Source organism: Vreelandella sp. GE22, assembly GCF_968212445.1.
Genome location: NZ_OZ309110.1, coordinates 65,187 through 79,898 on the forward strand (window position 1 = coordinate 65,187; position 14,712 = coordinate 79,898).

The window sequence follows — 14,712 nt, forward strand, 5'->3', positions numbered from 1 at the left end:
TTTGGGTTTTACACGATCACTATTACGTGCTGGGCGAGGGCGTGTTGGCGTACTGCTTGCGCTGCATCACAAACAGCGCCGCGCCGATGGCCAGGCCCGCCACGTCGGTGTAGATACCGCCGTAGATCATGAAGATCGCCCCCACCAGCATCACCACGCGTTGGAGGGTGTTCACCGGCCCGAAGAACCACTTCTGCACCATACCCGAAAGCAGCACGATGCCCAGCGTCGCGGTGACGCCCACGCGCAGAATCTGCATCGCGGAGCCTTCCATCAGCATCGCCGGGCTGTAGAAGAACATGAACGGCACGATGAACGCTGCAAGACCTATCTTGAACGAGGCCACGGAGGTGCCCATCGGGTTATCCCCAGAGATCCCCGCCGCCGCATAAGAAGCCAGCGCCACCGGCGGAGTGATCGCCGAGACCACCGCGAAGTAGAACACGAAAAAGTGCGCCACCAGCGGCTGGATGCCGATATTGATGAGCCCGGGCGCCACCACCGAGGCCGCGACCGCGTAGGCGGCGGTGGTCGGCATGCCCATACCCAGCAGGATGCTGATCAGCATGGCGAACACCAGCGCCAGTAGCTGGCTCACACCGGCCAGGCCCAATAAAAGTGAGGAGAAGCGTGCGCCGACGCCGGTCAGCGAGATCACCCCGACGATCAAGCCGGCGCAGGCGCACACGGCGATGATCTGGATCGACATGGTGCCGGCGAGCTGCAGGGCCTTGAGAATCGCTTTGGGCCCCATCTTGTTGGGCGAGATCCAACTCACCACCGCCGCCGAGGCAGTGGCCAGCGTGCCCGCGCGAATCACCGAGTAGCCCATGAAGAGTGCCACGATCAGGATGATGATCGGCGCAAAGAGATACACCTGCTTGACCAGCCGCGAGAACAGCGGAATCTCGTCCTTGCGCATACCGCGCATGCCCTTGCGCGCGGCCTCGAAGTCGACCATGAAGTAGATCGAGGCGAAGTAGAGCACCGCCGGAATGATCGCGGCAATGGCGATTTCGGTATAGGGAATACCGGTGACTTCCGCCATGATGAACGCGCCGGCGCCCATGATCGGCGGCATGATCTGCCCGCCAGTGGACGCCGCCGCCTCGATGGCGCCGGCACTGCGCGCCGGGTAGCCGACTTTCTTCATCAGCGGAATGGTCAGCGAGCCCGTCGAGACCACGTTACCCGCCGACGTACCGTTGATCATGCCCATCAAGCCCGAGGCGAAGATCGACACCTTGGCCGGGCCACCCCGGGCGCGCCCGGCGGCGGCGAAGGCGAAGTTCACGAAGTAGTCGCCGACCTTGGAAGCCTGCAAAAACGCCGCGAAGATGATGAACAAAATGATGTAGGTCGACGACACCGCGGTGGTCGGGCCAAGAATACCCGCGTCGGTATACACCTGGCTAAAAAAGCGTTGCACCGAGAGCCCGGGGTAGCCCAGAAAGCCCGGCAGGTAAGGCCCGGCGAACACGTACCCCAAAAAGATCACCGAGATCACCACGAGTGCCAGGCCCGCCACGCGACGGGTCAGCTCCAAAATCAACAGCGAGCCGGCAATCGCCGCCCAGGAAATACCGATGGGCGCGAAAGAGGTGCCGGTGGAGGCGCGCATGGGCGTGTTGTACATCAACAACAGATAGCCCGCGCTTGCCAGTGCACACACCATCAGCACCAAATCGGCAGGGCTGAAGCGGTGGCGGGCCTGACGGAAAAACCAGGAGAGCACGATGGCCGCGGCGGTGGTCGCCATGAGCGGGTAGCCGAAGTGCCAGTTCTCCACGGCTGGGTCGATGCGCATCGCGCCGCCGGCCAGGGTCTGCTGCATTAAAAAGACCTGCACCAGGCTATAGGCCGCCGGGATCAATAGCGCGACGCTGACCGCCTTGAGCCAAGCGGGTGAGGCCTCGGCGTCGGTCTCGGCAAAGCGGGCGCCGGCAAACAGGGCATAGCCCAAAATCAAGGCACCGGCGATGTGAATGATTCGAAAAGACCAGGTTTCGATCGGGTACACATTGAGCGAAAACAGATGAAAGCCCGAGTAGGCGATGGCGAGGCCGGCAAACAATAAAAACTGCCAGCCGGTGAATATGCGCCGATTGGCCTCAACGGCCTCTTCATCCACGCCGTCGGCGATCGTGGCGGTCGAGGCAGACGTCGCACGACCTTCATCCGGGTCGTTTAGGGAAGTGGGGTCGGACTTGTGACTCATTAGAGGTCACCCTCACAGCAAGACAGGAAAAGGGGAAAGAAAAACGGCCCCGCCCGGCGCAACCGGTCGGGGCCGTAGAGCCGTACTGGCTTACTTGATCATGTCTTCGTCGATCTCATAACCATTCTCTTCGAACCAGCGCGCGGCACCCGGGTGGAAGGGTAGGACGGTGTTGTGCACGATGTTTTCCGGAATGGTGGTTTCGGCGCTTCTGTGGATCGAGCGCATGCGGTCATTGTTCTCCATGGTGACCTTGGTGACTTCATAGATGAAGTCTTCCGGCAGGTCGCAGGCCGCCATGGCGAAGTTCCACATCGACACTACCTGGGAGTCCTCGTCCAGGGTGGAGTAGGTGCTGGCGGGAATATCGAACTCCGCGACCGGGTAGTTTTCGAGCACGGTGGCGCGCTCTTCGTCGTTAAACGAGATGATGTTGACGTCGGTCTGCACCTCGAGCTGGCTCACGGCGGGAATCGGAATACCCGCGGCGAAGGCGATGACGTCCAGCAGGCCGTCCTGGAGCTGGCCACCCAAGTCCGACCAGCCGCCGTTACGGCGATCAAAATTCACGCCCAGGGTTTCGAGCATCGCCGGAAAGTAGGTGTCCGAGGTTGAGGCGGCGGGGCCAAAGCCGATGCGCGCGCCGTCGGGGATGTCCGAAATCGACTCGATGCCCGAGCTTGAAAGCGCGGCAATGGAGAACGGTGTTTCATACATGGGGAACAGCGCGCAGACGTTATCCATTTGTAGGCCAGGCGCCAACGGGCTTTCACCGTTCACTGCGTCAGACGCCGGACCCATGGTGGTTAGGCCAAACGCCATGTCGCCGCTGTGTACCAGCGCCAGGTTCTGGGTCGGGCCGCCGGTCACTTCGCCCCCGCCGGAAAGCCCGAGCTCGTCGGCAATGAAGTTGGCCCAGCCGGAGCCGTAGACGAAGTAGGTGCCGCCCTGGCTTGCGGTGCCGACGGTAAAGTTCTCCGGCCATTCGCTGCGGTCAGCGTGGGCGCTACCGGCGGCCGCGACGAGGGCGCCGCTGGCGAGAAACAGGACGGTTTTAGGCATGAGTTGGCGCATGGCGATGTTTCCTAAGCTGTTATTGAAATGAGGAGCGGACAGCGGGGTCGCGCATCAGGTCAGACAGCTTATTTAGAGCGATTGCCGTGCCAATCCTGCTTTGTCGTATAACTATCAATTAGTTATGAAAAAGGCCTGCCACTTTGGTAGAAAACCGGCAGGCCTTATGTGGCTGGAAGTCCGCACACGGGTGCGGTTTGGGTGTGTGAAAAACCGCACAGATTTCAGCGTCGAGCCGTCGAAAGCGCACGTCCATAGACGCGCGGGCCGGTCAGGGTTTGCCTTTGGGGTCGAGAATCCTCACTGGCTGTACGTCCTGGTTTTTCTGGTCGTCGCGCACCTGGTTGACCCGGGTGGTGAGCTCTGCGCCATTTTCATCCTCGATGGGTAACTGTTCGAAAAAATCGCAGCTGACGCACTCCCGATAGCGGATGCCGTTCTGCTCCCAGGCGCGGATGCGATCCATGGCCGCGCAGCGCGGGCATATCACGCCGGCAATAAAGCGTTTTACACTCACATTAAGGCTCCCGAGCGCAGCGGCCGCCGCGCTCTGTTCGTTAATAGGTGGCGCCGCCTGGTGGCGCGGGCGGCGCTAAACAAAAAGGCTTAGGCGGCGCGGATGCCGCTATGGCGCAAAAGCGGCTCGACGCTTGGCTCGCGACCGCGAAACGCCTGGAACAGCTCGGCGGCATCCACCGCGCCGCCCTTCTCGAGAATCTCCTCGCGAAAGCGGGCGCCGGTGGCCGGGTCGAAAATGCCCGCTTCCTCGAACGCGCTCCAGGCATCCGCCGAGAGCACTTCTGCCCACTTGTAGCTGTAGTAGCCCGCCGCGTAGCCGCCGGCGAATATATGGCTAAAGCTATTCTGGAAACGGTTGAAGTCCACCGTGGGCACCACCGAGGTTTGCTGACGCACCTCGTTTAGCAGCGCCTGAACGTCGCCGGCCCCGGGCGCTTCGAGCTCAAAGTGCAGGCGCAGATCAAAAAGCGAGAACTCGATCTGGCGCATCATGCCCATCGCGGACTGGAAATTTTTGGCCGCCAGCAGGCGCTCGAACAGCGCCTGGGGCAGGGGTTCGCCGGTATCCACGTGGCGTGCGAGCAGATCGAGGCCTTCGCGCTCCCAGCAGTAGTTCTCCATGAACTGGCTGGGCAGCTCCACCGCGTCCCAGGCTACCCCGTTGATGCCGGAGATATCGGCAATCGATTGGCGCGTGAGCATGTGGTGAAGCCCGTGGCCGAACTCGTGAAACAGCGTGGTGACTTCGTCGTGGGTCAAAAGCGCGGGCTTGTCCCCCACCGGCGCCGTGAAGTTGCAGGTCAAAAACGCGACCGGCAGCTGCAGGCCGTTGACGGTTTCGCGACGAACGCTGCAGTCGGCCATCCAGGCACCGCCCCGCTTGCCTTCCCGGGCGTACAGGTCAAGATAGAAGCCGGCAATCGGCGCGCCGTTTTCCATGAGACGATAAAACCGCACGTCCGGGTGGTAGCGGGGCGCATCCACGTCCTCTTCTACCTGAAGGTTATACAGACGCTCCAGCACTTGAAACAGCCCGTTGACCACGTGGGGCGCGGGGAAATAGGGACGCAGCTGCTCCTGATTGATCGCGTAGCGCGCCTCGCGAAGTTTCTCGCTTGCGTAGGCCACATCCCAGGGCTTGAGCGTATCGATACCCAGCTCGTCGCGGGCGTAGCGGCTCAGCTCGTCGAACTCTTCGTCGGCCTGGGGCTTGGCGCGGCTTGCCAGGTCGTTCAAAAACGCTTGCACCTGGTTGGGCGAGTCGGCCATTTTAGTGGCCAGCGATAAGTCGGCGTAGGTATCGAAGCCCAGCAGGTGGGCAAGTTCCTGGCGAAGGGCCAGAATCTCTTCGATCAGCGCGGCGTTGTCGAAGGTGCCCGCGTTGGGGCCCTGGTCGGAGGCGCGGGTCACGAAGGCGGTGTAGACCTCCTCTCTGAGCGCGCGGCTGTCGGCGTAGCTGATCACGGGGAAGAAGCTTGGAAAGTCGAGCGTGATCCGGTAACCCTCGACACCTTTCGCCTCGGCGGCGGCTTTTAGCGTTTCCCGAGCGCTTTCGGGCACACCGGCGAGCGCCTCAATGCTTTCGATGTCCTTGTGCCAGGCCTGGGTGGCGTCCAGTACGTTGTTGGAGTACTGGTTGGAAAGGCTCGACAGGCGCGCCTGAATCTCGCCGTAGCGGGCTTTTTGATCCGCGGGCAGGTCGACGCCGGCCAGGCGGAAATCGCGCAGGGCGTTATCCACGGTGCGCTGTTGCCCGCTATCGAGGTTCGACCAGACCGGCTCCTGCTTTAATGCCTGCCAGGCGTGAAAAAGCCCTTCATGCTGGCCGACCCAGGTACCGAAGGCAGAGAGCTTCTCGATACAGGCTTCATAGGCTTCGCGCAGTTCCGGCGAGTTCATGGTGGCGTTGAGCTGGCTCACCGGTGACCACGCTTTGGAGAGACGGTCGTTGACCTCTTCGAGCGGTGCGGCAAAGTTGTCCCAGGTGGGCGCTTGAGTACCGGCCTGGGCGACGAGGCGGTCAATGGCTTCGCGGCTTTCGTTCAATAGCGCGTCGAGGGCCGGAACGACGTGCTCGGCACGGATATCGGCGAAAGGGGGAAGCTCGTGTGTCTCAAGCAGGGGATTGCGGGACATAGACACCTCGTTGAAGATTAGATAACGCGTCAGCGCAGCAATAAAGACGCAGTAATAAAGACGCAGTAATAAAGACGCAGTAATAAAGACGCAGTAATAAAGACAGAGTGCGGGCGAAGCCCCGCGCTTTCAATGACAGCGGTGATATTTGGCCGGGCCGCCAATGCATGCCACGGTCGAGCCAACGCCGGGATAATTGGTCTTTGGGTGGGCGCCTGCTAGGCTTGCCGGCTTTCAATACCGCCATGAGTAGGGAAAGGGAATGAACGAGACGTTAGAGCGCTGGGGGTCCAGGCGAGCCTTTATCCTCGCGATGACCGGGGCGGCCGTCGGGCTTGGCAACATATGGCGCTTTCCGTATATCGCCGGTGAAAACGGTGGGGCGGCGTTTTTACTGCTCTATATCGCCTTCGTGCTGCTTTTGGGCATTCCGGTGATGATGGCGGAAATTCTGATCGGCCGCGCCGGGCGGCAAAGCCCCATGCGCTCGCTGGGGGCGCTGGCTGCGGCCGCCGGGGCCAGCACGCGCTGGCGCTTTTTGGGGCTTTTCGGCGCGCTGACCGTGTTCTGCATCCTGTCGTTCTATTCGGTGGTGTCGGGGTGGTCCATCGAGTTTCTGGTCGCCTCGATCAACGGCAGCTTTTATCAGCAAAGCCCCCAGGCGATCGGGGAGAGATTCGACGCCTTTTTGGCCAATCCCGGGCTTTTGGTGTTCAACCATTCGCTGTTTTTGTTCATGACCATGACGGTTGCCGCCGCCGGGGTGGCTAAAGGGCTGGAGCGGCTCAATAACCTCTTGATGCCGATTCTCTACGTGCTGCTGCTGGTGCTGGCGGGCTACGGCGCGACCACCGATGGCTTCAATGAAGCACTGACGTGGCTCTTTTTGCCTTCTTTCGAGGCGCTCAACTGGACGGTGGTGTTTCACGCCATGGGCCACGCCTTCTTTACCCTGGCGGTGGGCGCCTGCGCGCTGATGGCCTATGGGGCCTACATGCCCGAGAAGCAGAGCCTAACGAAGGCGGCCTTTGCGGTGGCCGTGCTCGATATCAGCGTGGCGCTTTTGTCCGGTATCGCGATCTTCTCCGTCGTCTTCGCCCAGGGGCTCGACCCGGCCCAGGGCCCGGGGCTGATGTTCGTCACACTGCCCATCGCTTTCTCCGAGCTGCCCTTTGGCAGCATTTGGCTCAGCGGCTTTTTCCTGCTGCTGCTACTGGCGACCTGGACCTCGGCGATCAACCTGGCCGAGCCCATGATCGCCACGCTCACCGGCTTTGGCTGGCGGCGAAGCATAAGTACCGCCTTGGTCGCGGCAAGCGTGTGGCTTTTGGGCGTACTGGCGGCGCTTTCTTTCTCGACGCTTGGCGAATTCCGCCCGCTCTGGGGGCGCAACGTGTTCGAGCTTCTAAGCTCGATTCCACCGGATATCTTTCTACCGCTGGGCGGTCTTTTGATCGCGTCTTTTGCCGCCTGGGTGCTGCCCGAATCGCTGGGCAGCCAGGCGCTGGGCGCGGGCAGTCGTGGCTACCGGCTGTGGCGTGCTACGCTTCGCTTCGTATCGATTCCGTTAACGCTGGTGGTTTTGATCGGCGGCGTGCTGTCGTTGGCTTGAGCCCGCAGGACATGCAAAGGAGACAACATGAGCAAGGCGTTGAGAGCGTTCAAGGAGTATTTCCCAAAGCTTGGCGAGCGGGTGTTCATCGACCCGGCGAGTGTGGTGATCGGTGATGTCGTCCTGGGGGACGACTGTTCGGTATGGCCGATGACGGTGATTCGCGGTGACATGCACCAGATTCGCCTTGGCGCCCGGGTCAGCGTTCAGGACGGAAGCGTCTTGCATATCACCCACTCAAGCGACTTCAACCCCGAGGGTTTTCCGCTCACCGTGGGCGACGACGTCACTATTGGCCACAAGGCGCTGCTCCACGGCGCAACGCTTGGCAATCGCATTCTGGTCGGTATGGGCGCGATCGTCATGGACGGCGTGGTGGTCGAAGATGAGGTGATCATCGCCGCGGGTGCCGTGGTCACCCCGGGCAAGGTGCTGAAAAGCGGCTACGTCTACGCGGGCAGCCCGGCGAGTGCGCTGCGTCCACTCAAGGAGAAAGAGCGCGAGTTCTTTACCTATACCGCGGGCAACTACGTGAAGCTCAAGGATCAGTTTTTGGCCGAACCAACCCCTGATTAACGCTAAACGGTTGGCCTGACACTCTTTTTTCTATCCTGATCGTGTCGCGGCAGTCTATAATCTGTTAATTTATACAGTTTTATAGGGTGCCGCGTCATGGCTAATTTTCGCACGCACATCACCGTGGCAGCAGCGGGCGGCACGCTGTTGGCGTATGCGGGCTATCACGCCCAGTGGTGGTCGCCCTCTCAGGCGCTTTTAATGGTCGTGCTGGTGGCCTTCGGTGGTATCTTGCCGGATATCGACGCCGACCGCTCGCACTCCATCCGTTTGATCTTCAACCTGCTGTCGGTGCCCTCGCTGGTGCTTGGCGTGCTGCTGCTGCAACCCTATATGAGCCCCGGGGCGCTGCTCGTTGCCTGTGGCGGGATCTACTTCGGCGTGCGCTACCTGGCGAGTTTGCTGTTCTCCAGACTGACGGTGCATCGCGGTATTTGGCATTCGCTGATGGCGGCGGCGCTTTGCTCGTCAGCGACCGCGGCGCTGAGTTACCACGTACTGCTTCAGCCGCCCTGGAATGCCTGGTCCCACGGTGCGGCGGTGCTGCTCGGCTTTCTGATTCACCTGGGGCTCGACGAGCTTTTCAGCGTCGACCTGGAAGGCGCGCGGCTAAAGCGCTCCTTTGGTACGGCGTTGAAGCTGGGCGACAGCCGCCGCCCGGTGTCGAATCTGTTGATGCTGATTGCGCTCATGACGCTGATTCCCTGGGTGCCGCCCTGGAACGTGCTGGGCCAGCTTTTGCATCAGGGGTCGCTACTGTGGCGATAGTCTTCGGCGCTCAAGCCGTGCTTTTTCAGCTTGTCGTAGAAGGTCTTGCGCGGCAGGCCCAGGTGGCTGCATACGTCGGTCACCCGGCCGTGGTGGCGGGCCAGCGACTGGCTGATCAGGCTTTTTTCGAAAAGCTCGACCTGACGGGAGAGCGTGGGCTCCTGGGGGCTGGCCGCTTCACCGGCAAGCAGTACGTCCAACCGGTAGTCGAAGGCCGCCCCCAGCAGCACGTAGCGCTCGGCCAGGTTTCTGAGCTCGCGCACGTTGCCCGGCCAGTCGTGGGCCAGTAGCGTGGCCACGGCGTGATTGTCCAGTGTCGGCGCTTCCAGCCCGCTGCGGTTGGCGGCCACCACGGCAAAGTGCTGAAAAAGGAGAGGAATGTCCTCGCGGCGCTCGCGCAGGGCGGGCAGCGGCAGGGTCACGACATTGAGCCGGTAGTAGAGGTCTTCGCGAAAGCGGCCTTCGTCGGCGGCGGCCTTGAGATCCACCTTGGTCGCGGTGATCACGCGAATATCCAGCCCGACCGTCTCGTTGGCGCCCAGGCGCTCGACGCTGCGCTCCTGCAGCACGCGTAAAAGCTTCACCTGGAGCGCCGGCGGCATGGATTCGATCTCATCCAAAAATACCGTGCCGCCGTTGGCGTGCTCGAACTTGCCGATGCGCCGCTCCACCGCGCCGGTAAAGGCGCCTTTCTCGTGACCGAACAGTTCGGATTCGATGGTGTGCTCGGGCACCGCCCCGCAGTTGATCGCCATGAAGGGGCTATTGCGCCGGGCGCTGCGCTCGTGGATCGCTCGGGCGACCAGGTCCTTGCCCGTGCCGGTTTCCCCGAACAGCAGTACGTCGGCTTCTACCTGGCTTATGCGCTGAATCATGGCGGCGAGCCGCGAAATCACTGGAGTGCGGCCGACAAGTCGCGGGCCGAGCGCGGCCTGCTGCGCCTCGAGCTCCGCCTTCAAGCGGGTGTTCTCGAGGCTAAGCTGGCGCTTTTCGGTCCCGCGGCGCACCACGTCGAGTAGTTGCTCGCCGGCAAAGGGCTTTTCCAGAAAGTCCCAGGCCCCGGCGCGCATCGCTTCCACGGCGGTCGAAATATCCCCGTGGCCGGTAATCAGAATGATCGGTAGCGTCGGGTCGCGCCGTTTGAGTTCGTGCAAAAGCGTCATGCCGTCCATGCCCGGCATACGAATGTCGCTGACGATGACCCCGGGAAAGTGGTCGGGCAGGGCGGCTAGTGCCTGTTCGGCGGATTCGAAGCAGTGCGGCGTGTAGCCCGCCAGCTCCAGCGTTTGGCTGGCGGTAATACGCAGGTGCGGCTCGTCGTCGATCACCATGACGGGCAGCGTTGTCGGCTCATGCATGATGGCTCTCCAGCGGCGAGGCGTCGTTGGAGGCGGGCGGACCGCCAACGGTAAGTGTCACGGTAAATCGCGCGCCGTGGGGCGTGTTGGCTACGCCAAGCGTGCCGCCAAGATCCACCATGATGCGCGATGAAATCGAAAGCCCCAGGCCCAGGCCGTTGCCCGGCGCCTTGGTGGTGAAAAAGGGCTCGAAGATCTGAGCCAGATACTCCTCTTCGATGCCGGGGCCGTTATCTTCAACGTGGATATGCACGCGATCCTCTTCTCTTTCAGCACTCAGCGTTAACGTGGGCGCCGCATCGCTTCGTGAGGTGTGGGTCTTCATGGCTTGCAAGGCGTTACCGACCAGATTGACCAACACCTGCTCTAAACGCACCAGGTCGCCGGTCACCCAGAGCGTGTCCTGGGGCATTCGCTCGATCACTTCGACGTTGCCTTCGCGCAGGCGGCTTTGGAACAGACGCAAGGCGTAGTGAATACACGCCTGTACGGCAATGCTTTCGTGATGCTCGCTGCTCTTGCGTGAAAACTGGCGAAGCTGAGCGCTGATATCGGCCATGCGTTCGGTCAGTTCGACGATTTGGGCCAGGTTGGCGTCGGCCTGCTCGGTACGGGCCAGCTCGATAAAGCGACGGGCGTTCTCGGCGTAGGCGCGAATCGCCGCTAGCGGCTGGTTGAGCTCGTGATTGATGCCTGCCGCCAGCTGGCCCAGCACGGCAAGCTTGGCGGCCTGCACCAGCTCGTCCTGAGTTTGGCGCAGGTTGGCTTCGGCGCGCAGGCGCTCGTCGATCTCCTTCGACAAACGCTGGTTGCTGGCGACCAGGTCACGGGTTCGCCGGGCAACGCTGACTTCCAGCTCGTCACGCACTCGGGCCAGGGTCTGGCGCTCGCGCTCGGCAAACGCTTCCCGCTCCCGGCGCAGTCGGCGGCGCTGCCAGCCGATCCCGCCCCCCAGTACCAGCAGGCCATAAAGCCCGCCGGCCATCAAAGCGGCGATCCATTGGGCACTCACCACCGGCGTCAGCGGTTTGAGAATATGCATCTGCCAGCCAAACTCCACCACCGAGCGGGTCAGACTCAGGTAGCGCCCGTCGGCAAGCGGCCCGGACTCGAAGCTAACCAAACGGCTCTCGACGCCATCGCCGGTCTCCACCACGATGCCGGAATAACGCAAGGGCTCCATGGCGTAACGGCGGGTGCGCCTCAAGGTTTCACGCTGTTCTGCGCTTAGCGGATGCAGCGCGCTCATGCGAAGCTCGGGGCGGCTGGCCATGAAGATAATGTCGTCGCTGTCGGTTACCAGTAGTTCGGCGTCCTGCTCGGCCCAGCTCTGCTCGACTTCATCGAGCAGTACCTTGACGACCATCACCCCGTCCGGCGTGGCGTTAGGGTCGGTCTCGTCCAGCCATACTGGAGCCGAGAAGAAGTAGCCACGCTCCTGGGACTGGGTGCCCAAACCGTAAAAGCGCCCCTGCTGGCCGGCAATGGCCTGGCTGTAGTAGCTTCTAAATGCGTAGTTATGGCCAATGAACGTATTGGGGCGGTGCCAGTTGCTGGCCGCGATGGTCGTGCCTTCCCGGTCCAGCAGGTAGACATCCGATACCCCGGTGGTGAAGCGAAACCGGTCCAGCAAAATATTGAGCGCCATGGCGTTCTGGCTCTGCGGCGATGCCAAAAATCGCCGCACGGCTTCGCGGGTGGCAAGCATCGGCGGCAGGTAGTCAAAGCGCAGTAAATAGCCGTTGAGGTTCGCCGCCGACAGGCGTAGCTCGTTTTCGGCATCCTCCGCTAGCTCGCCAAGCGCGCGCTCCCGGGCAAAACTGGCGGCTTGCCACATGCTGAAGGCAAGCCCCAGCGTAAGCGCAAGCCCCCATAGCAGGCGCCAGTAGCGCGGCCGTGGCGCACTCATAGCGAAACGCTGCTTATATATAGCGCACTGCTCGGGGCGCGGGGCCCAACCGGCTGGGCGCCCCCTTGAGCCATCATGACTTCAAGGGCCGCGGTCGCACCGGCTAAGCGCGGGTCATAAAGGGACGGGTAGGTCATCGGGCTCGCCTAGGGTATCGATAGGCCAAGGGTATGGAGTTTGCCGGTGACGCTCAACAGTTTAACCCCGTCTACGGCTAAAGGGGGTGAAGGCTGCCCAACGCGGTCATGAGCGCGTTTTTGATACCATTTTAAAAAGCGCTTGCACTCGGGCCTTTGAGGCCGTAAAGTACGCATCCGCTGCCGGGGACGCAAGGCGTTGCCAGCGGTGAATGAGAGTGAAAACTCTCGGTTTGTCAGGAGGTTAGCGGTTTTTTGTTCGCTCGCTTCACTCGCCAAAATCGGCGGTTGACAAACTTCAGGGAATGCGTAGAATACGCCTTCCTCGCTACGGCAACCGGCTCAGGTCATCGAGTAAGACGTTAAGCCGAAGCGAAACCGCTCTTTAAAAATTTGATCAGGTAATTCATGTGGGCGTTTGCCGATGAGGGTGACAAGTCACCTTATATCAAGGCAAGCGCACAAGAAGAATTTTCGAATTCTTCAAATTCGTTTGAACCTTGAGCCAGGATTGATTCGCCTCTGTTGCTTTCGAGCGACAGGCAAGAATCACAATGATTTTAAACTGAAGAGTTTGATCATGGCTCAGATTGAACGCTGGCGGCAGGCTTAACACATGCAAGTCGAGCGGTAACAGGTCCAGCTTGCTGGACGCTGACGAGCGGCGGACGGGTGAGTAATGCATAGGAATCTACCCGGTAGTGGGGGATAACCTGGGGAAACCCAGGCTAATACCGCATACGTCCTACGGGAGAAAGGGGGCCTCTGGCTCCCGCTATCGGATGAGCCTATGTCGGATTAGCTGGTTGGTGAGGTAACGGCTCACCAAGGCAACGATCCGTAGCTGGTCTGAGAGGATGATCAGCCACATCGGGACTGAGACACGGCCCGAACTCCTACGGGAGGCAGCAGTGGGGAATATTGGACAATGGGCGCAAGCCTGATCCAGCCATGCCGCGTGTGTGAAGAAGGCTTTCGGGTTGTAAAGCACTTTCAGCGAGGAAGAACGCCTGACGGTTAATACCCGCCAGGAAAGACATCACTCGCAGAAGAAGCACCGGCTAACTCCGTGCCAGCAGCCGCGGTAATACGGAGGGTGCAAGCGTTAATCGGAATTACTGGGCGTAAAGCGCGCGTAGGTGGCATGACAAGCCGGTTGTGAAAGCCCCGGGCTCAACCTGGGAACGGCATCCGGAACTGTCACGCTAGAGTGCAGGAGAGGAAGGTGGAATTCCCGGTGTAGCGGTGAAATGCGTAGAGATCGGGAGGAATACCAGTGGCGAAGGCGGCCTTCTGGACTGACACTGACACTGAGGTGCGAAAGCGTGGGTAGCAAACAGGATTAGATACCCTGGTAGTCCACGCCGTAAACGATGTCGACCAGCCGTTGGGTGCCTTGTGCACTTTGTGGCGAAGTTAACGCGATAAGTCGACCGCCTGGGGAGTACGGCCGCAAGGTTAAAACTCAAATGAATTGACGGGGGCCCGCACAAGCGGTGGAGCATGTGGTTTAATTCGATGCAACGCGAAGAACCTTACCTACCCTTGACATCCTGCGAACCCGGGAGAGATCCCGGGGTGTCTTCGGAAGCGCAGAGACAGGTGCTGCATGGCTGTCGTCAGCTCGTGTTGTGAAATGTTGGGTTAAGTCCCGTAACGAGCGCAACCCTTGTCCCTATTTGCCAGCACGTAATGGTGGGAACTCTAGGGAGACTGCCGGTGACAAACCGGAGGAAGGTGGGGACGACGTCAAGTCATCATGGCCCTTACGGGTAGGGCTACACACGTGCTACAATGGCCGGTACAAAGGGCTGCGAACTCGCGAGAGTAAGCGAATCCCAGAAAGCCGGTCTCAGTCCGGATCGGAGTCTGCAACTCGACTCCGTGAAGTCGGAATCGCTAGTAATCGTGGATCAGAATGCCACGGTGAATACGTTCCCGGGCCTTGTACACACCGCCCGTCACACCATGGGAGTGGACTGCACCAGAAGTGGTTAGCCTAACTTTGGAGGGCGATCACCACGGTGTGGTTCATGACTGGGGTGAAGTCGTAACAAGGTAGCCGTAGGGGAACCTGCGGCTGGATCACCTCCTTAAACGATGCGTCACCCTCCCGGCAAGCGCTCACAATGAATTACCTGATCAAGTGATAGAGCAAACGGTTGATGCACGATCCCCTCTTGGGTCTGTAGCTCAGTTGGTTAGAGCGCACCCCCCTGCCCTTAATGAAAAGGAGGGTGAGGTCGGCTAGCCAGGCACGCTTTTGAGGCAATAGTAACCGGGTCTGTAGCTCAGTTGGTTAGAGCGCACCCCTGATAAGGGTGAGGTCGGCAGTTCGAGTCTGCCCAGACCCACCAAATTTTATCCATCGCTGCGTTATTTCATGACTCGCATGGAAGGCCATG

Annotated in this window: 9 protein-coding genes, 1 tRNA gene and 1 rRNA gene; 5 read left to right on the top strand and 6 right to left on the bottom strand. The window is 60.9% G+C overall.

All coding sequences use genetic code 11. The features are described from left to right. Positions 1-22: 22 nt before the first annotated feature. The 4 genes from ACWHRL_RS00295 to prlC all read right to left on the bottom strand — a co-directional run bounded on the left by ACWHRL_RS00295 (position 23) and on the right by prlC (position 5,947). The gene (locus ACWHRL_RS00295) at positions 23-2,218 is read right to left on the bottom strand and encodes a TRAP transporter permease (protein ID WP_447894812.1); all 2,196 of its coding nucleotides are present in this window, start codon (positions 2,216-2,218) and stop codon (positions 23-25) included. 90 nt (positions 2,219-2,308) lie between these two features. Continuing rightward, entirely contained in the window at positions 2,309-3,292 is a 984-nt protein-coding gene (locus ACWHRL_RS00300; RefSeq protein ID WP_447894813.1) for a TAXI family TRAP transporter solute-binding subunit, read from the bottom strand. 271 nt (positions 3,293-3,563) lie between these two features. Next, entirely contained in the window at positions 3,564-3,809 is a 246-nt protein-coding gene (locus ACWHRL_RS00305) for a YheV family putative zinc ribbon protein (protein WP_447894814.1), read from the bottom strand. 89 nt (positions 3,810-3,898) lie between these two features. Further along, positions 3,899-5,947: an oligopeptidase A gene (gene prlC, locus ACWHRL_RS00310; protein WP_447894815.1), complete on the bottom strand. Its 2,049-nt coding sequence runs from the start codon at positions 5,945-5,947 to the stop codon at positions 3,899-3,901. Positions 5,948-6,209: 262 nt separating this feature from the next. Between prlC and ACWHRL_RS00315 the strand changes: the two genes are divergently transcribed. The 3 genes from ACWHRL_RS00315 to ACWHRL_RS00325 all read left to right on the top strand — a co-directional run bounded on the left by ACWHRL_RS00315 (position 6,210) and on the right by ACWHRL_RS00325 (position 8,903). Beyond that, positions 6,210-7,559 carry a sodium-dependent transporter gene (locus ACWHRL_RS00315; protein WP_447894816.1) on the top strand — a complete coding sequence of 450 codons (1,350 nt, stop codon included), beginning with the start codon at positions 6,210-6,212 and terminating at the stop codon, positions 7,557-7,559. Positions 7,560-7,586: 27 nt separating this feature from the next. Beyond that, entirely contained in the window at positions 7,587-8,135 is a 549-nt protein-coding gene (locus ACWHRL_RS00320; RefSeq protein ID WP_447894817.1) for a gamma carbonic anhydrase family protein, read from the top strand. A gap of 96 nt (positions 8,136-8,231) precedes the next feature. Then, entirely contained in the window at positions 8,232-8,903 is a 672-nt protein-coding gene (locus ACWHRL_RS00325; protein ID WP_447894818.1) for a metal-dependent hydrolase, read from the top strand. Here ACWHRL_RS00325 and ACWHRL_RS00330 read toward each other — a convergent pair. Beyond that, positions 8,879-10,261, bottom strand: a complete 1,383-nt coding sequence (locus ACWHRL_RS00330; protein WP_447527323.1) for a sigma-54-dependent transcriptional regulator — start codon at positions 10,259-10,261, stop codon at positions 8,879-8,881. The two genes, ACWHRL_RS00325 and ACWHRL_RS00330, sit on opposite strands and share 25 nt — an antisense overlap. Next, positions 10,254-12,170 (bottom strand): sensor histidine kinase, encoded by a 1,917-nt coding sequence (locus tag ACWHRL_RS00335; protein ID WP_447894820.1) that lies wholly within the window; start codon positions 12,168-12,170, stop codon positions 10,254-10,256. Before ACWHRL_RS00335 ends, ACWHRL_RS00330 begins: the two co-directional genes overlap by 8 nt. A 699-nt stretch (positions 12,171-12,869) precedes the next feature. On the opposite strand from ACWHRL_RS00335, the gene ACWHRL_RS00340 reads away from it, so the two are divergent. Together ACWHRL_RS00340 and ACWHRL_RS00345 are read left to right on the top strand one after the other, a co-directional pair. Further along, positions 12,870-14,403, top strand: a 16S ribosomal RNA gene (locus ACWHRL_RS00340). Positions 14,404-14,587: 184 nt separating this feature from the next. Beyond that, positions 14,588-14,664: transfer RNA gene (locus ACWHRL_RS00345), tRNA-Ile, on the top strand. Positions 14,665-14,712: the final 48 nt, after the last annotated feature.

Bases quoted from the DNA above. Each gene is read 5' to 3' on its own strand.
- ACWHRL_RS00295 (WP_447894812.1), bottom strand. From the start codon at position 2,218: ATGAGTCACAAGTCCGACCCCACTTCCCTAAACGACCCGGATGAAGGT.
- ACWHRL_RS00300 (WP_447894813.1), bottom strand. From the start codon at position 3,292: ATGCGCCAACTCATGCCTAAAACCGTCCTGTTTCTCGCCAGCGGCGCC.
- prlC (WP_447894815.1), bottom strand. From the start codon at position 5,947: ATGTCCCGCAATCCCCTGCTTGAGACACACGAGCTTCCCCCTTTCGCC.
- ACWHRL_RS00315 (WP_447894816.1), top strand. From the start codon at position 6,210: ATGAACGAGACGTTAGAGCGCTGGGGGTCCAGGCGAGCCTTTATCCTC.
- ACWHRL_RS00320 (WP_447894817.1), top strand. From the start codon at position 7,587: ATGAGCAAGGCGTTGAGAGCGTTCAAGGAGTATTTCCCAAAGCTTGGC.
- ACWHRL_RS00325 (WP_447894818.1), top strand. From the start codon at position 8,232: ATGGCTAATTTTCGCACGCACATCACCGTGGCAGCAGCGGGCGGCACG.
- ACWHRL_RS00330 (WP_447527323.1), bottom strand. From the start codon at position 10,261: ATGCATGAGCCGACAACGCTGCCCGTCATGGTGATCGACGACGAGCCG.
- ACWHRL_RS00335 (WP_447894820.1), bottom strand. From the start codon at position 12,170: ATGAGTGCGCCACGGCCGCGCTACTGGCGCCTGCTATGGGGGCTTGCG.